16 protein-coding genes are annotated in these 19,304 nt (G+C 37.7%); 3 read left to right on the top strand and 13 right to left on the bottom strand.

Going from position 1 to position 19,304, the window contains the following annotated elements:
- The 12 genes from QT76_RS06505 to crdR form a co-directional block, all read right to left on the bottom strand.
- Nucleotides 1-2,487: type ISP restriction/modification enzyme (locus tag QT76_RS06505; RefSeq protein ID WP_033617082.1), on the bottom strand; the 2,487-nt coding region annotated here is incomplete at its 3' end.
- Nucleotides 2,488-2,510: 23 nt separating this feature from the next.
- Nucleotides 2,511-3,332: a carboxylating nicotinate-nucleotide diphosphorylase gene (gene nadC / locus QT76_RS06500; RefSeq protein ID WP_033617081.1), complete on the bottom strand. Its 822-nt coding sequence runs from the start codon at nt 3,330-3,332 to the stop codon at nt 2,511-2,513.
- Nucleotides 3,332-4,342: a quinolinate synthase NadA gene (nadA, locus tag QT76_RS06495; RefSeq protein WP_033617079.1), complete on the bottom strand. Its 1,011-nt coding sequence runs from the start codon at nt 4,340-4,342 to the stop codon at nt 3,332-3,334. Before nadA ends, nadC begins: the two co-directional genes overlap by 1 nt.
- Complete coding sequence (locus QT76_RS06490) at nt 4,332-5,135, bottom strand: phosphatidylserine decarboxylase (RefSeq protein WP_033617078.1); 804 nt, start codon at nt 5,133-5,135, stop codon at nt 4,332-4,334. Before QT76_RS06490 ends, nadA begins: the two co-directional genes overlap by 11 nt.
- Nucleotides 5,129-5,635: a DUF6115 domain-containing protein gene (locus QT76_RS06485; RefSeq protein WP_020973130.1), complete on the bottom strand. Its 507-nt coding sequence runs from the start codon at nt 5,633-5,635 to the stop codon at nt 5,129-5,131. Before QT76_RS06485 ends, QT76_RS06490 begins: the two co-directional genes overlap by 7 nt.
- 12 nt (nt 5,636-5,647) lie before the next feature.
- Complete coding sequence (locus tag QT76_RS06480; RefSeq protein ID WP_050578769.1) at nt 5,648-6,142, bottom strand: hypothetical protein; 495 nt, start codon at nt 6,140-6,142, stop codon at nt 5,648-5,650.
- Nucleotides 6,135-7,019, bottom strand: a complete 885-nt coding sequence (gene mqnP / locus QT76_RS06475; RefSeq protein ID WP_033617077.1) for a menaquinone biosynthesis prenyltransferase MqnP — start codon at nt 7,017-7,019, stop codon at nt 6,135-6,137. The genes QT76_RS06480 and mqnP overlap by 8 nt, the downstream gene beginning before the upstream one ends.
- A gap of 26 nt (nt 7,020-7,045) precedes the next feature.
- Nucleotides 7,046-8,359, bottom strand: coding sequence for a ComEC/Rec2 family competence protein (locus tag QT76_RS06470; protein ID WP_033617076.1), 1,314 nt, complete (start codon nt 8,357-8,359; stop codon nt 7,046-7,048).
- Entirely contained in the window at nt 8,356-9,816 is a 1,461-nt protein-coding gene (locus tag QT76_RS06465) for a replicative DNA helicase (protein WP_033617075.1), read from the bottom strand. Before QT76_RS06465 ends, QT76_RS06470 begins: the two co-directional genes overlap by 4 nt.
- Before the next feature lie 10 nt (nt 9,817-9,826).
- Nucleotides 9,827-11,221 carry a bifunctional ADP-dependent NAD(P)H-hydrate dehydratase/NAD(P)H-hydrate epimerase gene (locus QT76_RS06460; protein WP_033617074.1) on the bottom strand — a complete coding sequence of 465 codons (1,395 nt, stop codon included), beginning with the start codon at nt 11,219-11,221 and terminating at the stop codon, nt 9,827-9,829.
- A gap of 2 nt (nt 11,222-11,223) precedes the next feature.
- Complete coding sequence (gene crdS, locus QT76_RS06455) at nt 11,224-12,432, bottom strand: copper-sensing histidine kinase CrdS (protein WP_080242477.1); 1,209 nt, start codon at nt 12,430-12,432, stop codon at nt 11,224-11,226.
- Nucleotides 12,398-13,039, bottom strand: coding sequence for a copper response regulator transcription factor CrdR (gene crdR, locus QT76_RS06450; protein WP_033617072.1), 642 nt, complete (start codon nt 13,037-13,039; stop codon nt 12,398-12,400). The genes crdS and crdR overlap by 35 nt, the downstream gene beginning before the upstream one ends.
- A 70-nt stretch (nt 13,040-13,109) precedes the next feature.
- Here crdR and QT76_RS08725 point away from each other — a divergent pair, with 70 nt between their 5' ends.
- The 3 genes from QT76_RS08725 to QT76_RS06440 are packed head-to-tail and all read left to right on the top strand — an operon-like array spanning nt 13,110 to nt 18,525.
- Nucleotides 13,110-14,528: a DNA methyltransferase gene (locus QT76_RS08725; protein WP_154213353.1), complete on the top strand. Its 1,419-nt coding sequence runs from the start codon at nt 13,110-13,112 to the stop codon at nt 14,526-14,528.
- A gap of 16 nt (nt 14,529-14,544) precedes the next feature.
- Complete coding sequence (locus QT76_RS08720; RefSeq protein ID WP_154213352.1) at nt 14,545-15,585, top strand: DNA methyltransferase; 1,041 nt, start codon at nt 14,545-14,547, stop codon at nt 15,583-15,585.
- A gap of 9 nt (nt 15,586-15,594) precedes the next feature.
- Nucleotides 15,595-18,525 carry a DEAD/DEAH box helicase family protein gene (locus QT76_RS06440; RefSeq protein ID WP_033617071.1) on the top strand — a complete coding sequence of 977 codons (2,931 nt, stop codon included), beginning with the start codon at nt 15,595-15,597 and terminating at the stop codon, nt 18,523-18,525.
- A gap of 32 nt (nt 18,526-18,557) precedes the next feature.
- Here the strand turns inward: QT76_RS06440 and mreC are convergent, their stop codons facing one another.
- On the bottom strand, nt 18,558-19,304 hold the full coding sequence (gene mreC / locus QT76_RS06435; protein WP_033617070.1) for a rod shape-determining protein MreC: 747 nt from the start codon (nt 19,302-19,304) through the stop codon (nt 18,558-18,560).

The following is a 19,304-nucleotide window of genomic DNA, read 5'->3' as shown; positions in this document are numbered from 1 at the left end:
GGGGGGGGGGGGGGGTAACATGTGTTTAAAAACTTGATATACAGGTCTAGCTAAAAACCCACAACTTTTATCAGTGTAATAAGTCCAACGATAATCAAAAGGGCGGTATTGGCACAAAGTAATGTATTTTTCTAATTCATGTGAATTTTTCTTAACATTTTCAATCGCTCGTCCAAGTTTCCAACCTTCAGCATCTCTAATATCATACTTTCTGCGTAACTCGCTAGGCTCTAAGGTTGAAAAATCTTTTAAAAGCTTGAGCAAGCTTTCTTTGTCTTTGTGGAAAACGACATGGTCTTTTTTAGAGCAAATACCGGTGCTTCCAACTTGAAACATCTCCTGAACGCTAAAGCCTTGTTCGTATTCCTCTAACAAAGGCGTTTCTTGGGGTATGAGTAAGTAAAAAGGCTCTCTTGGGGCAAGCTCAAGCCATTCAATACTATTCAAATCATTTTGGGCTAAAAAGGCGTATTTTTCAGCCCTTTGGCCATAAACATCATAATAGTAGATTTTTTGCTTGGTGGCTTGCACCTTTTTGACAAAGAGGTTGATGGAGACGCCTTGCATGATATTGAAAACGTTTTCATCTTTTGCGCCTTGTGGGGTTTCCTCCTTTTTCCTAGCGTTTCCATGCAAATTTAAGATATAAAGCTCATCGTAGCATTCTAAAAGAGAGCGCCTTAACCCCCTAAAAGTAGGGTTATCTAAAAAGGCGTTGTTAGAGATAAAGCCAAAAAGGCCATGCCCTAACGATTCGATCTTGTTTTGAGCGAAACGCATAAATTTCACGTAATCGTCTAAGAGCCATTTAGGGTTTTTCTCCTTTTGCAATTTGTATTTAGAATGGAGGTTTTTAAGTTCCTTTAGGGCGTTTTTACTGCCACTTTCTTTTTGTTTTTGAATGTTTTTTAAAAGCGTTTGGATTTTATCGGTGAGTTTAACGTTTTTTTCAATTTCTATGGTTTGAAATTCAGGCTCTATGCCGTAAGTGGCTTTCACTTCCCATTCAAACAAGCCCTTATTACTGCTCGCCCCGCTATAAGGGGGGTTACCGGTGATGATAAGGATATTTTCATCTTTTTTAATTTCTTGAGCGTTTGAAAGCTCTTTTTCAAAAATTGGGTTTAGCCCACGATAAGCAACGATCTCACTAGGCTGTATGAGGGTGTTAGTTAAAATAATCTTAAGTGCGTCGTTTTCTTTGAGAGGTTTTTTAAATTCCTCCTTAAAGGCTTGGCTGAGGTTCAAATGAGCGATCGCATAAGGAGCGATCAAGTATTCAAACCCATAGAATTGCTTCAAGAGGTTTTGGTATTTGTCCTCTTTAGTGGAGGTGCCTCCATCGCTTGTTTTTCTCGTTTCTAGCGCTTTCCTAAACGCTTCCAATAAAAAAGTGCCGGTGCCGGTGGCAAAATCTAAGAGCTTGATGTTTTCGTTATCCAAAGCACTTTTTAAGCCTAAGGGAGCGTCTTTGAAATGCGTTTTGAGCAGGCTATCCAAAGCGTTAGTGATGAATTTCACCACAGAATCTGGGGTGTAATACACGCCCTTTTTCTCTCGTAATTTAGGGTCATAAGCGCTTAAAAAGGTTTCATAAAAGTGCAAATAAGGGTCTTTATCGTCATTCAAATCTTTAAGGATAGAGTCCATATCAACATGATTGATTGAGTTTAAAATTTCATTTAAAAGCCATTGGATTTCTTTGATTGCATCAAGCTTCTTTAAAAAATCCGCCATTTCTCTGATCACAGCGAAATTTTTAGGGATGGAACTCCTCACATTGTCCCAATTTATTTTTTCAAAGGGGTGGTTGAGCTTGGCTAGAAAAAGGCTGTAAGTGAGCGTTTGAGCGAATGCATCGCTAAAATCCTCAAAGCTCAATTCTTCATAAAGATATTCCTTAAAATTCTTAAAAATGCTAGAAACTTGCTCGTTTTTTTGGTATGCAATTAAAGCATCTTTTAAATACTTAGTGGGGGCGCTTAAATGCGTTGCAAAATCTTTGGCGTTAGTGATAGGTGCTGCTTCATAATTGAAAAAGCCTCTAAAAAACTCAATGAGATCGCGCTCGGTTTGTGGTGTGGGTTTTAGGGGTTTAGAGGGTTCATCAAGGCTAGCGATAGAGATTTTATTTTTAATCCAAGGCTCGTTATTTTCATCTTTCCCTACCCACACGAAATTAAGGTAATCGGTGAGCATGAGGTTTTGGTTTAGTTCTAAGTATTTAAGGATCTGATCGCTTTTTAAAAGTTCGTCAAGTTTAGTCCCTGCTCTTTTGTTTTCCACATAGCCAATGTTAAGCCCTTGAAAAGAAACAAGAAAATCAGGCTGACCCCCTTTTTTGTCTCTTTTAGGCTCATGCTCAATCTTAAATTCTTTGTTGAAATTGTCTTTTAAACTTGTAAGCAATTTTTGTAGAAAGGCGCGGTGCGTGAGTTCGTTCTTTTCAGCAAGGTCTTTAATGCTTTCTAAATACTCTTTTAACATGCTAACAACCTTTTTTTAAGTTTTCAAGCCATTTTCATGTGCATGTCAATAAAAGTGGCCTGATGGATTAAAGCCCCTACGCTAATGGCATCCACGCCGCTTTGAGCGTAAGCGTTGATGCTCTCTAGTGAGATATTCCCGCTCGCTTCTAACAAGACAAAGGGATAATGCGCATCTCTATAAGCGGCAATTTCTTTCGTCTTTCCAACGCTCATGTTATCGCACATCACAATATCCGCTCCCGCATTCATGGCGTTTTTAGCCTCTTCAAAGCTCTCGCATTCAATTTCAATTTTAGCCGTGAAAGGCAAATTCTTTCTGGCATGCGTTAAAAAACTTTTTAAATCTTTCACATGCTTTAAATGCGTGTCTTTAAGCATTAAAGCGTCATCTAGCCCTAAGCGGTGGTTGCTCGCTCCCCCATTAAGCACGGAATATTTTTCAAAAATCCTTAAAAGGGGTCTGGTTTTTCGTGTGTCTAGCAAACGCACTTCATGAGAATTTAAAGCTTCTACAAAACGACTCGTTAAAGTAGCGATCCCGCTGCTGTGTTGCAACAGGTTTAAAAGGGTTCGTTCAACCTTTAACAGCATGCTAAAATCCCCTCTAATTTCCATTAAGGTGTCTTTAGGCTTGAAACGCTCTTTATCTTTGATGTTTTGAACGCATTCAATGCCGGTCATTTCCAACAATTCTAAAGCGTATTTCTCGCCTGAAAACACGCCCTCTTGTTTAGCCCTGACAAAAGCCGTGGCTTTAAAATCCTTTTCTAACACCCTTTCAAACAAATCCCCATGCCCTAAATCTTCTTTTAAAGCGCATTCTAAAAAGGCTCTAATTTCCATTATGACAACTCCATCATTTTAGTTAAAGCGAGTTTGGCTAAGCGCGCCACCTCATCTTTTAATTCAATTGTATTATAAGCCCTGTGGTTTTTATAGGCTTTTAAGACTTCAAACAAATCTTTTAAAGTCGTTTCGTTCATGGTAGGGCAAAGCGCGAGCGTGCTAGAAAGGATAAAAGTGTTTTCATCATGGCGCTTGGCTTTCAAGCGGTTAACTAAATTGCTTTCAGTGCCTATGGCGACTTTTTGATTGGGGCTTAACTTTTCTACAAATTCTATGATTTGGCTTGTTGATCCGCTAAAATCTGCATTAGAAACCACGCTAGGCTCGCACTCTGGATGGACGGCGATTAAAATATCCGGGTATTTTTGGCGGTAAAATTCAATGTCTTCTAGTTTGAAAAGCTGATGCACAGAACAAAAGCCGTTATAACAAATCACATCAGCGTTTTTGATTTCTTCTGGGCTGTTTACGCCTAAAATCGCGCTTTTTAAGCCATTTTCTAGGGCTAGATTTTCCCCCAAGCACCGATCGGGTAAAAAAAAGATTTTTTGATTTTGTTTGAGAGCATGATCAAAAATTTTAGAAGCGTTCCTACTGGTGCAGACCACGCCGTTATCTTTGGCGACTTTGGCTTTCACTTCAGCGTTAGAATTGATATAAGTGATAGGGTAAAATGCTTTAATGCCGTATTCTTTTAAAAGGCTAACGCTCTTATCGTAGTATTGGCTGTCTATCATTCTCGCCATAGAGCAGCATGAGAGTTTGGGCATGATCACTTGTTTGTTAAAGGCTAGAGCTTTCACGCTTTCACCCATAAAATGCACCCCGCAAAACACGATGAGGTTTTTATCGCTTTGGCTTGCGATTTTAGCCAATTCCAAGCTATCCCCTGCATGGTGGGCTAATTTTACAATCTCATCTTTTTGATAAAAATGAGCCACTAAAAGCGCGTCTAAATCGTTTAACAATTCTAAAATAGAAGTTTTTAAATCGTTATCAGTTGGCATGAAATTCCCCTATACTTTCCCCAAACTTCACGCTTTTTTCCCTTAAATCTTTAAAAGCGGTGTTTTGAATGAATAAAACAATGGTGGATCCCATTTCAAAATTCCCTAAATGATCCCCCTTTTTCACCTTAATAGGAGGGTTGTAAGAATAGGTTTGCGTGAAACGGGCTTTAGCGTTAGTTTGGATATTTTTATCAAAATTAAAACGCATTTTACCCACATTCAACGCCCCCACCGCCACAAAATACAACCTATTGCCTTGAATGTCTCTTGCAACGAGTGCCACCCTTTCATTGCCCACAAACAAATTTTTGTTTTTATTTAATGAGGGCTTATTGACCGGTAGTAATTTCCCCGCAAAATAACGAGCCTCTAGAATTTCTAAATCGCAAGGGGCGTGGTAATGGTGGTAATCTTTAGGCGAAAGATAAAAATTCACATAGAAAAAAGAAGGATCTAAGGGGTTGATTTCGCCCACCAATTCATGCGCTTTATAGGGCATGCCTTTAACTTGTAAAGCGGTATCATTGTCTAAAAAAGCGCATTCCGTTACCAAAGAATCGCATGGTGCAATGCAAATATTAGGGGCTTTGTCAAAGGGCCGTTCTTTTTTTAAAGAGCGCGTGAAAAGGGCGTTCAAACTTTTATAATTTCCCAAAGGCTCAAACTCGCTCAAATCAATTTTAAAAATCTTAACATAAAGGGCGTTGATGCATTTTTGGATAAAAGAAGGGAATTCATAGCCAGCCAAAGAGCCAAAAGCCCTTGAAAGAGCGTTGCTTAAAGCTACCATTTTAACCCTGCCATGTTCAATATAAATTCCACTTCGCCCTTACTCACTTTAAATTCTTTGGAAATAGAATCCACGCTATAACCTTCTTGATACATTTTCAAAACCTGTTTTTCATTGATTTCATCGCTAGCGGCATAATGCCCCATGTCTTTGAATTTGTTTTCTAAAATAATGATTTTTTCTTCTAAATAATCGCGCTCTTTATCCATGGATTTTTGGATTTCTTGCAATTGGTTATAAAGGTGCGAAAGAGTCGTTTTTAATGAGCTATCCTCTTTAGCGCTTTTTTCTAACGAAAGGCCCTCTAAACGCCCTTCTAATTCTTTCAAGCGTTTAGAATAAATGTAATTTTCTTGATAGGATTCGTCTAATGTTTTTTCTAAACGCCTCATTTTATGGTAAAACTCTTTTTCTTTAAAATACAAATACCCCACCAAGCACACTAACACCAATAAAATCGCCCCTAAAACGACCATAAACAAATCATTAGAAGTTAACATGATTGCTCCCGTTCATAATTTTAACCCTTTTCTTTCGCTATGGACAATGAAAGAATCATAACGCTTAATGTCTAGGGCGTGCATGCGCGTGATTTCTAAAATGCTCTTATCCCTAGCCACGCCAAAAAAGGCTAGGATTTTCCCCTCTAACACACAACGCCCGTAGTAAGTTTGAGGCGTTATCAAGCTTTGTTTTTTTAGGCAAACTAACCCATGCCCTAACGCTATGATGCGGTTATCTTGCTCCAATTCAAGCAATTTTTCCTTTAAAAGCAAGCTTTCTAGTTTTTCTAATTTAAGATACATTGCTTTGAGCAATTCCAAAGTGTCGTTTTCCACTTTCAAGCGTGAAAAATCAAAGCCAGAATTTAACCAATCAAATTCTTCTAAGATCGCTAAAGAGCGTTTGCTTTTAGAAATAAACCTTTCATAAGAAAGCGACAGATCGCATTGGACTAAACGGGTTTCAAACCCTAAAGCTTGGGTTTTTAAAACCAACTCATGCATGTTTGAACCCCACATCAAGGACGATAAAAATAAAAAACACCACCCCCAAATAGCCATTACTCACAAAAAAAGCTTTAGGAATGTTTTTATAATCCCTAGCCACTAAGATTTGTTCATAGAGTAAGATCAAGGCTGAAACCCCTAAACCTAAATACGCAAAAAGCCCCCCATGATAGCATTTCACAAAACAAAGCCAGCATATTAGTGCTGCAAGGTGCGAGAGCCTTGAGAGATTCAAACACCATTTTTCCCCTAATTGACTAGGAATGGAAAACAAGCCCCTTTCTTTATCAAACTCCATATCTTGTAAAGAATAGAGCAAATCAAACCCAGCCACCCATAGCATCACCCCAAGAGCCAAAAAAACATTCCATAAAGGGATCGCTCCTAAAACCGCCACACTCCCAGCAATAGGGGCTAGCCCTAGAGCCAAACCCACGATAAAATGCGCCAAAGAAGAAAAACGCTTGAAATACGAATACCCCCCTAAAATGATTAAAAAAGGTAAAGAAAGCTTGAACGCTAAAGGGTTAATGAAATAGCTCACACCCACGAATAAAAGGGCGTTTAAAGCGCTAAAAATGACCATGCCTTTAACGCTGATTCTACCATCCACGCTCGGGCGGTTTTTCGTCCTTGGGTTGTCCTTATCAATATCTCTATCCACTAAGCGGTTAAACCCCATAGCGAAGTTTCTTGCCCCTAATAAGGCTAAAAAACAAAGGATTAAGGTTTCTAAGCCAAAAAAGAGCGTTTGATTTTTTTGATAGGAGCTTATGACCATAGCCATGAGTAAAAACATGCTAGAAAATATCGTATGCTCTAATGCGACCAATTCGCTTAAAGCTTTGATTTGGTGCGTGATTTTTTTAAGCAATTATTTGATCCCTAAAAATGACTTTTCTAACCTACAATTGAACTAGGCATTATAATATATTGATAGCAACAATACAAGAAAAAGCCCATGCTCAAAACATTCATGCTTAAATAAACTTTAAAGAAACGCGCGCTTAAAATCGTTAAAAATAAATGCGCCCCTAAAAGCCATAAAGGCGAAGGGATTGAAATCGTGGGGATTGTTAAAGGCATGCTTAAAAGGCGATCCAACAAAGACCCCAAACCCACAGCATGCAAAAACAAACTCAAAGGGAAAAACACGATAAAAATCAAGCCTAAAGGAATACTAAAGAGCTGGTAGGGCGAAAACATAGGGAAAAAGGCATGCGCAATAATGAGCATGTTTAAAAACACCAGCGCGCTTAAGCTTATGGCTTGAAAAGATCGCCTTAAAAAAGAAGAGGTTTTAAAAAAGGCTTGAGTGTGTTTTAAAAATAAAAAGATATACCACACCCCACACACAGAAAGCAAAAACCCCACGCTAAAAAGCAATTTAGGGAGTAACGCTATGGCGATACAGCACGCTAAAACCAAAAGTTTAAAACTCAAAAGCCTTACCCCAAAAAAGCATGCCAAAAACCCTAGTAAGCCCATTAAAAACGCCCTGAAAAAAGAGGGTAAAAAATCTAATAGCAATAAATACCCTAGCAAAAAAACCCACACCAAAACCCCTATATCATAAAAAGCGTTCCTGTAAGGGAAATAGCGTTTTTGTAAGGGGGTATAAAAAAGAGAGAAAAGAAAATACACGCTCATGCTCAAAATCCCTAAATGGAACCCGCTAATGGCTAGTAAGTGGTTGATCCCTAGCGCGTTAGCCCTATCTCTTAAGTCTTTATTCAAGCTATCCCCTATAAATAACGCGCGATACAAATTACCCACCAAAGCGTTTTCATGAGCGCTGTCAATGAAATGGCGCACATGCGATTTGAAATCCTGTTTTCGCGTTAAAGAAAAAGAATAAGTTTGAAAAAAGCATGATTTTAGAGACTCTAAGAACGAGCAAGGTTTGATTTTGCCAAAAAATTGTGCATGGCGGTATTGGAGGCTTTTTAAAGGCTCTTTAATGGTGGTGTAAAAGATCATGCCCTTTGATTGGAGTTTTAAGACAAAATAGGTTTTTTGATCTTTAGTTTTAGGGTATTGTAATAAGATTTGAGCGTTCAAGCTTGTAGGTTTTGAAAAATCAAGCTTTTGGTAATTCAAGTATTCTAAATAAAGATTGATTGCCAACAAAAGGCTTAAAAACACCCCACACCATAAGTATTCTTTGGGGGTTGAAAGAAGTTCAAACGCCCCCTGAAAAGTTTTATCTTTCAAGTTGTGGGTATTTCAAATTTAGTTTCTTGCCCCTCTTCTAAATGAGAATCCATAGGCATGTCTTCATAGCGCGTGAAAGGAGCGTTAAAGCGCGTATAAACCGTTCCTGTAGCCCCATTCCTGTTTTTAGCCACAATGATTTCAGCCTCTTCAATACTGCCATTTTGCTTGTGGATACGCCTTTCTTCATGAACTTTTAGGTGCAACTCTTGCGCCTCTTCAATTTTGCCTTCTTTTTTGAGTTTGTCTATTTTGTTGTCTTCAGCCCTCATTTGATAAATATAGCCTCTATACAAAAATAAGACAATATCCGCATCTTGTTCAATCCCTCCGCTGTCTTTAATATCCGAAAGAATGGGCCGTTTATCGTCTCGATTTTCCAGGCTGCGGTTGAGTTGGACTAACGCTATGATAGGGATTTCTAATTCTCTGGCTAAAGTTTTAAGCTCCCTTGAAATTTCAGCGATCTGTTCATGGCGTTCTTTAGTGGCTTTGCTCCCTGACATGAGCTGCAAATAGTCAATAAAAGCGATACCCAATTCCTTGTGTTGGGATTTAAGCTTTCGCAGTTGCAAGCGGATTTGCTCTATCCTCACGTAACTTTTATCGTAGAAAAAGAGTTTTTTGCAAGAAAGGTGATCGTAGCATTTGGCTAAATTTTCCCATTGATCATCATCAAGCCTCCCGCTCTCTAAATCATGCATGTTGATAGAAGTGAGATCCGATAACGCCCTTAAAGCGAGTTGCTCTGCAGACATTTCCAAACTAAAAACCGCTACCCCCCTATCGTCATTGAGCGCAGCTAAGACCATGTTCATCATCAAACTGGTTTTACCCATAGACGGCCTTGCCCCTATAATGACTAAACTCCCCTTATTGAAACCGCTCGTGTAATTATCCAACTGGACAAAGCCAGTCGGTATGCCAGTAACTTCCAAACTCCCCTTTCTTTGGTTTTCTGTAATGAGATCCATTGCGCTTTCAAGCACTTCTTTAATGCTCCTAAAGCCCTCTATCGTGCTGCCATTCAATAACGCATAGACTTCTCGCTCCACAGTGCCTAAAATATCGCTGGATTTTTGCGCGCTTTCTAGGGCTTGCTCTCTAATGGTGTTAGCCAAGCCAAAAAGTTTTCGTTTAATGGAAGCGTTTTTAATCTCTTCCACATAGGCTTCAATATTATCTATAGGGCTTGCCGCAAAAATAGCGACTAGATCTTCTTCTTTGATTTGCTTGTCTTTAGGCATTTTTTGGCGGATAAAATTCTCATCAATGGGGCAATCTTCTTCATGCAGTTTTAAAGCGATTTCAAAGAATAAGCCGTTAGGCGGGTAGTAAAAATCGCTAGGCTCTAAAACGCTATGGACCTCTTCAATCTTATGATTGGCCAACACAATGCCTGAAAGCACGATCCTTTCAATGTTTTGCAATTGCTGCAAATGCTTTAAATGATCCATTTTTATCCTTTTATAATCGTTTGATCTTTTCTATCAAATCTAGGGGCGTTAAAGCGTAATTGTTCTTAAATTCTAAACCCGCTAGGGCGTGCGCTAAACTTGCGTTAATAGCGGCGTCTAAAGGCGTGTAGTTTTGAGAAAGCAAGCTTAAAATAAGCCCCGCCAACACATCGCCACTCCCAGCTTTGGCTAAAGCCACGCTCCCTAAATTGTTGATAAAAACCCGCCCTTGATGAGCGATTAGGGTATTAGCCCCCTTTAAAAGCAAAACCACTTTGGGGTATTTTTGAGAAAAATCCCTTGCGATTTCTAGTTTATTATCTAACAATTCTAGCATGCTTATATTGATCCCCACTAATTTCAATAACGATAAAAACTCTTTAGGGTGAGGGGTTAAGATCACTTCTTTTTCTAAAGCTTGCAAGACCTCTTTGTGATAAAAAACGCCCGCATCTAAAACGCATGGGGCTAATTCAAGCCACTTATTAAAATCCTTTGGGATATTTTCTAACCCCATGCCAAGAGCGAACGCGCTGAGCTTTTTAGGGAAATTTTCACAAAAAACCAATTCTAAAGGCTTGTTATTGGAAGTTATCTCGCATTCTAACGCTTGAATACTCACCACTCCAGATCCAAAACTTAACGCGCCTAAAGCGCTCAATAACCCCGCCCCACTATGCTTGCCTAAAAGAACATGCGCATGCCCGTAATCGCCCTTATGAGCGTTTTTTTTATCCCTTAAGGGCAGTTTCAAATCGCTTTTTTCTAGTAAAAAAGTGTCTGTTGGGATCTCATAAATTGGATTGAAAACCCCTAAATGCCCCACTTTCAATTCCCCTATATAGTCTTTAGCCCTATCGCTTAGTAAGCATGACTTGATAGCGCCCATGCTGATAGTCATGTCCGCCTTAAACGCCCTCTTATCCACCCTGCCTTTAGAATCGATCCCGCTAGGAATGTCGCAAGCGATTTTAAAGCGTGCTTTTTGAGAAAGGCTTTCAAAGTCTAAAAACGGCTCTAATTCGCCCTTAAAAGCACTCCCTACCACGCAATCCACTAAAACATCGCATTCTAAATCTTCATTCTTTTCTTCCCATGCTTTGATGACTACCCCCACTTTTTTAGCCCTTTCTTTTTGCAATTGGCACATGGGGCTTTTGGCTAATTTCATTTCAAAAACTAACACTCTAAAACGCCCCACTAAACGCCTGGCTAGAGCATAGCCATCGCCTCCGTTATCCCCACTCCCACAAAGGATAATGACTTTAGCGCCTAAAGAAGCGTTTTGTAAAACCGCCTTTTCTAAAGCCATAGCGGCGTTTTCCATTAAAACGTCTTCGCTTAAAAACAATTCTTCAAGTGCCCTTTTGTCTAGGGCATTCACTTTTTCATACACTGAAAGCATCTTTATCCTTGTCCTTGAAATTGAACGCAAAACGAATTTTCATAAAACGATCCTTTTAAAGAGGGTTCGCTATGAATTTCTAAACGCATTTTATACTTTTCGCACACTTTTTTCACTAAATCTAACCCTATACCATAACCCAACACGCCAGAATTGAAACGCGCATAACGAACGCTTAAATCTTTAATCTTGTCTTTAGGGATTTCATACCCTAAATTTTTCACTTTCAAAAATTCAGGCGTTAGCTCTATGTGGATATACCCATGCATGACGCTGTATTTGATCGCATTCATGAGCAAATTGCTATAGAGCGAAAGGAAATCCTGCTCTTTAGCCTTCAATTCCACTCCCACTAAATCGCTTTTAAATTCCAGCTTGTGGTAGTCTATCATCTCGCTAAAAAGCGTGTTTTCTTTAATAATTAGGGCTTTTAAGTCTAAAAGCACAAAGGATTCGCGCTCAATATCTTGCATCACTAAATATGAGAGCGAGCGGTATAAAAAACTCATGCGCTGGATAGCGATTTTAATGCGGCGGTGTTGTTGATTGTCTTCTAAGGTTTTTAAAGACAAGACTAAAGCGCTCATGGGGGTGTTTAATTCATGTGTGGTGTTTTTTAAAAAATGATCGATGCGCGTGATTTCATTCCTAATGGGCTTTAAAAACAAACGCCCTAAAAACACAGAAACCCCTATCACGCATAAAAACGCTATGACAAACACTAAAACAATATTACGATACAAAGAAGAAAAATGAAGAGGTTTAGAATTTTTAAAAAGCATTTTAGCCACGCCTAAATGAGCAAAAGTTTCATCGCTAAATAAGTAATATTCCCCCTTAAAATTAAAAAACCCCCCTTCTTTATGGGTTTTAATCAGATCCGTGCTTTCAGGGATATTAGAATACAAAACACGCTTTTTACTATCAAAAAGGGCTATGGAAGCGTCTTTATAGCGTGATATGAGAGCGTTTAAAGCGTTGTGATAATCCGCATGCGTTTGCATGTGCAAGGCAACCACTTCACTAGCGATCTTAGAAGCCATTTTGTCCATGTCCATGCGTATCATTTTGATTTTTTCGTTTTTTTCATAGTTAAACGCTAAAACGCTAATCACTAGCATTAACACAAACGAAGAGCCTAAATAAGTCCCTAAAAAGAGTTTGAGGGATTTTTTTTCATAGTGGGTTAAAGCGATAGCCCACCCCCTTATGCGTTTCTATGCAATTTTTACCTAAAAGCTTGCGCAACACTTTAATGTAAGTGCGTAAGGTGGAATCATCAATCGCCTGCTCCCATAAGTTATTTTCTAACGCTTGAGAACTGATGATTTGCCCTTTATGCTCTAAAAAATATTCTAAAAGTTGGGCGGTTTTGGGCGGCAAGATCTCTTTTTTGCCCTTGACACTCAAGCAATTTTGGTGATAAAAAATGTTAGGCATAATTTCTATGGGATCATCATTGAAAAACCTTTTAATGCGCGCTCCCAATTCATCCAAATCAAAAGGCTTTTTCAAATAATCGCTCGCTCCTAAATTAAAAGCGTTTTTTAAGGTAGCGTTATCCTGTAAGGCGGTGATAAAAATCACAGGCGTAGAGATTAAAAAATCGTTTTTGATGCGCTTGAATAATTCCAAGCTATTCATTTCAGGCACTTGCACGTCTAAAAGTAAGAGGTTAAAACGCTCAACAGAGAGCCTTTCATAAGCCTCTTTCCCGTTAAAAGCGCAAAACACTTCATAGCCTAAATGCTCTAAAAACTCCTTAACGCTCTCGCTTAAAAGGTAATCGTCTTCTAGTAAAAAAATCTTTTTTCGCATGGGGGTATTGTAGCGCTTAATTAAAGGGCTTTGTTATAATACTTTTTCATGTTTTTTAAGGAGCGTGATGATGAAAACGAACGAAGCGCAATTTTATGAAGTTTTAGAAAACCTTTTCATAGGCGTTAAGATTGAAGACCAGCCAGAAAGCCTTTTAGATTCTAGCCCTAGAGCCATGAAAAATGGCATGATCAACCTCATGAAAGCTAAAAGCCAGTATTACCACCATAAAAAACAAAAATTAAAAAAACTCATTGATTCAAAATGCCAAAACAACAACGATCTCAAAGAAGAATTGTTTGACAAACTCTATAGCTTTTTCAAGCGTTATTTCAGCACTAATGGAGGGATTTATTTCAACGACACGCCCCTTTATGATAATCTTTATACTAAAAGCGGTTATGAAAAATGCTCCCTTAAAAAAGACACCGCTTTATTTTATAAAACTAAAGATCTTTACTATGTGAAAAGCGAAACGATTTATAAGGATTTTTGCTTTGAATTAGAAAACATTCTTTTTAATTTTGACACTTCTTCATTAGAAAGTAAAAAGAATAATGAAAAAATAGAACTAGTCTTTAATCTAAAAGATACAGACGCAAAAACCAACACCCTAACTTTTAGCGTTACGCTCAGCAGCAAGGGGACTCAAACAAAAATAAGTGAAATCCTAAAAAAATGTTTCAATCAAGGCGTCAAACTTGATGAAGAAATTTTAAAAAAAGCGTTGGTGAAATTCAAAAAGCAAGGCAGTATGGATTATTTTATCCATAAAAACGCGCTAGGGTTTTTAAAAGAGCAGTTGGATTTGTATTTGTTTGAATACCTTTTTAAAGAAATGACTGCATTTGATGCTAAACGCCTGAATGAGATCAACATTATTAAAGAAGTGGCTTTAGAAGTGATTGTATTAGTGAGCGAATTTGAAAACGAACTTTGTAAGATTTGGAACAAACCCCGTTTTGTGTTAAACTCGCATTTCATTGTAAGCCTAGACAAACTCAAAGCTAAAAACTACGATTTGAATAAAATCACAACCCACCCAAACTACCCTAAACAAGTTAAAGAATGGCAAGATTTGAATTTAAAAATTACAGACAATCTTTTAGAAAACGAGTTTTTGCCCCTAGACACGATTTATTTTAAAGATTTAGAAGAAGGGATTAAAAATTTATTCAGCGAAGATGAAATCAACGGCACGCTCATTAAAAGCGAAAACTACCAAGCCCTAAATTCCCTCAAAAACCGCTATAAAGAAGCCATTGATTGCATTTATATTGATCCGCCTTACAACACGCAAAACAACGAATTTGTTTATGCGGATAATTTCAAACGCTCCAGTTGGCTCGCTATGATGGAAAACCGCCTGGAGCTTGCGCATTCCTTATTGAATGATAAAGGCGTGATGTTTGTGAGCATTGATGACAACGAACAGGCTTATTGCAAAGCTTTAATGGACGAAGTGTTTAAGTGGGGGGGGGGGGGGTGATAACTTTGTAAATTGCTTGGCGGTAAAAAGAGGGACTAAAAGCTTAAATTCACAATTTAATCAAATCAAATCGCTAAATGTAGCTTTTGAGTATGTTCTAGTTTATAAAAAAAGTGATAATTTTTATTATGTTAATCCATATGTTAAAGATGCCAACGAAAAACAAAAAGAAGGTATTTGGGCAGGTTTATACTCTAATATGGATAGACCTACTATGCGTTATGAAATAGATGGGGTTAATATTGCAAAAGGTCAATGGAAATGGAGCAAAGAAAAAGGGTTGAAAGCATTGCAAAATTACAAAGACTTTTTAAATTCTAATTTTGATGATTTAAAAAAGTATTATGAGCATCATAAAACGCTTGGCAATGAGCTAGATTTTGTAAGAAAAAATAACCATAACACCATAGAATATTGGGTTAAACCGAGAGAAAAATTAATGGTAGATACCAATTTTATGGACTTACATACAAGCGGAACAAGTGAAATAAAAGCTATTTTTGAAAACGAAGTAATTTTCAATAACCCCAAACCCGAAGCCCTACTCCAACGCATTTTAGAAATTTCCACAAAAGAAAACGATCTCGTGTGCGATTTTTTCGCTGGGAGCGGGACGACTTGCGCGGTGGCACACAAGCTGAAGAGAAAGTATATCGGTATTGAAATGGGGGAGCATTTTGAGAGCGTGATTTTGCCCAGGCTTAAAAAGGTTATAGGCGGTTTTAAAAGCGGTGCGCTTAAAGAATTTGATGGAGGCGGAGCCATCAAAGTTTATGAATTAGAAAGCTATGAAGAGATTTTAAGAAAAATCAAGTATGAAGACAACGACAAACCCTTAGCTTATGACGAACAATACAGCGATTTGGTGGAATGCAAAAATGAATCTTACACGCTCAATGTAGATGCGTTAGAAAAAATGGGCGTGGATATTAAAGAGACTTTGGAAAATTTATGGGGGGTTGGAGTGGAGTTTTTTAATGAAAAGGTGGTGAAATTTAAAGGGAATGATAAAGAAGTAGAGATTTTAAAAGCCTTAAAAGAAGCACTCATTTGGTAAGGAGAGATAATGGCAAAGAAAAAACAAGAAAATTTAACCCATAATGAAATTTTTGTCGCTCAAAAACTCGCTGAAGAGGAATTAAACACCCATGAGATTAACGAGCCACTGGAAATGCTGGACTTTAAAAGCTTTGATAATAATAAGGAGCTTTTAGATTACCAACAACAAGCTTTGATCAACGCTTTTAGAATGCTTACCGCTTATTTTAAAGATTTTAAAGAAAATAAAAAAGATTTTTATGCTTTCTATCAAAGGCATTATTCATTCGCTCATTGCGATTTCACTAAAAAGAAACTCAACGATTTGTTAAAAAACTCTTTTAAGGTGGAAAATGGTTGCGTGAAGTTTGAAAACTTTATCAACCGCTTAGCCTTTTACATGGCCACAGGGAGCGGTAAAACGATTGTGATCATCAAGCTGGTAGAGCTTTTAAGCGTGGCTATGGAAATGGGTTTAATCCCTAAGAAAAATATCATGTTTTTTAGCGCCAATGAGCATTTAATCAAGCAATTTGAAAAAGAAATTGAAAAATACAACCGCAATAAAGACTATTCCAAACAAATTGATTTCAAAAGCCTTAAAAGCGTTACCCATAAAGATTTTTATCACGCTCCAAAAGGTTCTTTCATAGAAAAAATCGCTCTTTTTTATTACCGCGCGGATTTAATGAATGATGAAGAAAGCAAGGAAAACCTTTTAAATTATAAGGATTATTGGGATAATGGGGAAAACTATGTGATTTTAGATGAAGCGCATAAGGGGAACAAGACTGAAAGCAAAAGGCAAGCGATTTTTAGCCTGCTGTCTTTAAAAGGGTTTTTATTCAATTTCAGCGCCACTTTCACTGAAGAGAGCGATCTCATCACTGCGGTGTATAATTTGAGCGTGGGCGAGTGGGTGAAGCTTGGCTATGGCAAAGAATCTGTCTTATTGAAGAAAAACAATTTAAACGCTTTTAAGGAATTGAAAGATTTAAACGATAGGGAAAAAGAAATCGCGCTTTTAAAAGCGTTGTTGCTTTTAGGCATGCAAAAACGCTATAAAACAGAAGGCTATTTTCATGACCCTTTAATGCTCGTGTTCACGCATTCGGTGAATGTGGAAAACAGCGATGCGGAAATCTTTTTCAAAACTTTAGTGCGCGTGATTGAAAATGACGATGGAAGCGATTTTGAGAAAGCTAAAGACGATTTATTAGAGGAATTAAAGAATCCGGAATTTCTTTTTAGCGATGACAAAAATAAAGACGATAAGGTTAAGGTTTTTAAAGAGGGTTTAAACAAGATTGATTTTAAAGGTTTAAAAGAAGAAATTTTTTATGCCAATAGTGGGCGTATTGAAGTCATCATTAACCCTAACAACAAGCAAGAAATCGCTTTCAAGCTCAACACAAGCGATAAAGTCTTTTGCCTGATTAGAATAGGCGATATTACCGAATGGATTTGTGAAAAATTAAAGAGCGTGAAGGTGGTGAGTAAGAATTTGAGCTTTAAAGAAGAGAGCTATTTCAGCCAGATTGATAAGAGCAGTATCAATATCTTAGTAGGGTCTCGCACTTTTGACACCGGCTGGGATAGCACAAGGCCTAGCGTGATTTTATTTTTAAATATAGGGCTTGATGATGACGCTAAAAAATTGGTGAAACAATCTTTTGGCAGGGGCGTAAGGATTGAAAGCGTCAAAAACCAACGCCAAAGGTTAGCGTATTTAGACATAGATAAAGCCGTTAAAAAAGACTTGAAACCAAACGCTGCAATGTTGGAAACGCTTTTTATCATACCCACTAACCATGCAAGCCTTGAAGCGATTTTAAAGTTCCAAAAAGAGAGCGAAAATAAGGGTGAGAATAGAGGTTCTTGGCGTGAAATCAAATTAGAAAAAACGCGCATAGAGCATGCCTTATTCGTGCCTTGCTACCGGAAAGAACAAACAAACGCTCTTAAACTTGATAAAAGCGCTTCGTTTAAAATGAGCGAAAAAAATTTTAAGGATTTAAAAGAGTATTTTCATTTAATGAGTGAAAAACATTTTATTTTAAAGCATGAGATTTATAACCCTAAAGATTATGCGCTGTTAAAAGACTTGATACAAACAGCGCATTTTAAAAAGGTATCAACTTGGCATTATAAAGATTTAGATTACATGATTTCTGAAATTAAAGGCAAGCTATACCCTAATCAAAAAGTGCCTAAAGACGAGTTTGACGCCCTAGATAATGAGAAAATCGTGCATTTTAAAAGGGTTAAAGTTAAAGCGGACAAAAAGGAAGCGCTGGTTAAAACCATCCAAGAAGTGAAAGAGTATGCGCCTTTGGATAAAGAAAGAATAAAAATCGCGCAAGGCGAGATTGATCCTTATGATACAGACAAACACAAACAAGATAAGGCTTTTAAACTTGATGGTGCAGAGCTGTTAAAATTCAAAGAGCATTACTACACCCCACTCATTAAAGCCAAAAACTGCGACTGGCTTCAGCATGTCGTTAAGGTAGAAAGTGAAATTGATTTTTTAAAGGAATTGCAAGAAACTGAAACGATAGAAACGCTGCAAAAAAACTACGATTTTTGGGCGTTCAGTAAGATTGATGAACATTTAGACAATTTGTTTATCCCTTATATAGACAACTGCGCTACAGAAAGGAAATTTTTCCCTGATTTTATCTTTTGGCTAGAAAAAGGCGGCACGCAGATCATTTGCTTCATTGATCCTAAAGGGAGCAAACACACTGATTACGAACATAAGGCAGATGCGTATCAACTTTTTAAAGATAAAATTTTTAACCCTAAAGACGATCCCCATTTCAAAATCAAAGTGGTTTTAAAATTTTATGGAAATAAGGATGATGTGGGGGATAAATATAAAGATGATTGGATCCAAAAAGATAAATTAAAAGATTTTTTTCTAACCTTATGGCCTAAATTTATTGAAAGGGGTTAAAAGATCCGCTTCAATGAGCCTTGAATATAACGCTAGTTTTTCACATCGCTTAAAAACACATGCCTTAAAAGTTTGGCGCCGCTTAAAAAAGCGTTTTTCAACACCGCGCTTTTATAAGTGTAGTGATCTTCAACGCTTGAAACTTCGCCCACAAACACCCCCGCTCCAAAAATCCCATCTAACCCGCTTGTGAGCACTTGATCGCCTATATTGATTTCAGCGCTAGGGACAATAAAATCCACGACTAATTCTTGCTTGAAATTAGATCCTATAAAGCCTAACACTTGATTTTTGCCTATCATCACGCTATAAGCGCAGCGCTTGTGAGCGTTCAAAAACCCGTTCAAGCGCCCTTTTTCTAGCACGGCAATGCCTATGGCTTGATTGTGGGAGACAAGGCCATAAATCTTATTTTCTTCTAAATTCATGATAGGGTTGAGAGAAATGCTGTGCGTGTCTTCTAAACTGATGAATGAAGTCATAAAAGTAGGGGTATAAGTCATTTTTGGATTTTCTAAAGGATAAATACTATTCAAACGCTCTTTCAAATCGGCGTTTTCTAGTTTTAAAGCTTCTAAAATCAAGCGTTCTTTTTGAAATTCCTTAATGTTTTGGGCTTGAAAAAAATACGCTTGAATATTGTCTAATAAGCTGTTTTTAGCGCTCATCAAGGCGTTTTTAATCCGGTCGCTGATATAAGAAGAACTGCCTTTAATGTCTAAAAAATAAAAAATAAGAAAAATCCCTAAAAGCCAAAGGAATTTAAAATAAAAACGCAT

This window comes from Helicobacter pylori SA37A (assembly GCF_000476015.1).
In the GTDB taxonomy this organism is placed as follows: Bacteria; Campylobacterota; Campylobacteria; order Campylobacterales; family Helicobacteraceae; genus Helicobacter; species Helicobacter pylori_DB.
The sequence above is the reverse complement of the archived record's forward strand: the minus strand, read 5'-3'. Positions and strand labels throughout refer to the sequence as shown.

Excerpts from the sequence above, each read along its gene's own strand:
- QT76_RS06440 (WP_033617071.1), top strand. The coding sequence starts at position 15,595 with ATGGCAAAGAAAAAACAAGAAAATTTAACCCATAATGAAATTTTTGTC.
- QT76_RS08725 (WP_154213353.1), top strand. The coding sequence starts at position 13,110 with ATGAAAACGAACGAAGCGCAATTTTATGAAGTTTTAGAAAACCTTTTC.
- QT76_RS06465 (WP_033617075.1), bottom strand. The coding sequence starts at position 9,816 with ATGGATCATTTAAAGCATTTGCAGCAATTGCAAAACATTGAAAGGATC.
- QT76_RS06485 (WP_020973130.1), bottom strand. The coding sequence starts at position 5,635 with ATGTTAACTTCTAATGATTTGTTTATGGTCGTTTTAGGGGCGATTTTA.
- mreC (WP_033617070.1), bottom strand. The coding sequence starts at position 19,304 with ATGCGTTTTTATTTTAAATTCCTTTGGCTTTTAGGGATTTTTCTTATT.
- QT76_RS06460 (WP_033617074.1), bottom strand. The coding sequence starts at position 11,221 with ATGCTTTCAGTGTATGAAAAAGTGAATGCCCTAGACAAAAGGGCACTT.
- crdR (WP_033617072.1), bottom strand. The coding sequence starts at position 13,039 with ATGCGAAAAAAGATTTTTTTACTAGAAGACGATTACCTTTTAAGCGAG.
- nadA (WP_033617079.1), bottom strand. The coding sequence starts at position 4,342 with ATGCCAACTGATAACGATTTAAAAACTTCTATTTTAGAATTGTTAAAC.
- nadC (WP_033617081.1), bottom strand. The coding sequence starts at position 3,332 with ATGGAAATTAGAGCCTTTTTAGAATGCGCTTTAAAAGAAGATTTAGGG.
- QT76_RS06480 (WP_050578769.1), bottom strand. The coding sequence starts at position 6,142 with ATGCATGAGTTGGTTTTAAAAACCCAAGCTTTAGGGTTTGAAACCCGT.
- QT76_RS06490 (WP_033617078.1), bottom strand. The coding sequence starts at position 5,135 with ATGGTAGCTTTAAGCAACGCTCTTTCAAGGGCTTTTGGCTCTTTGGCT.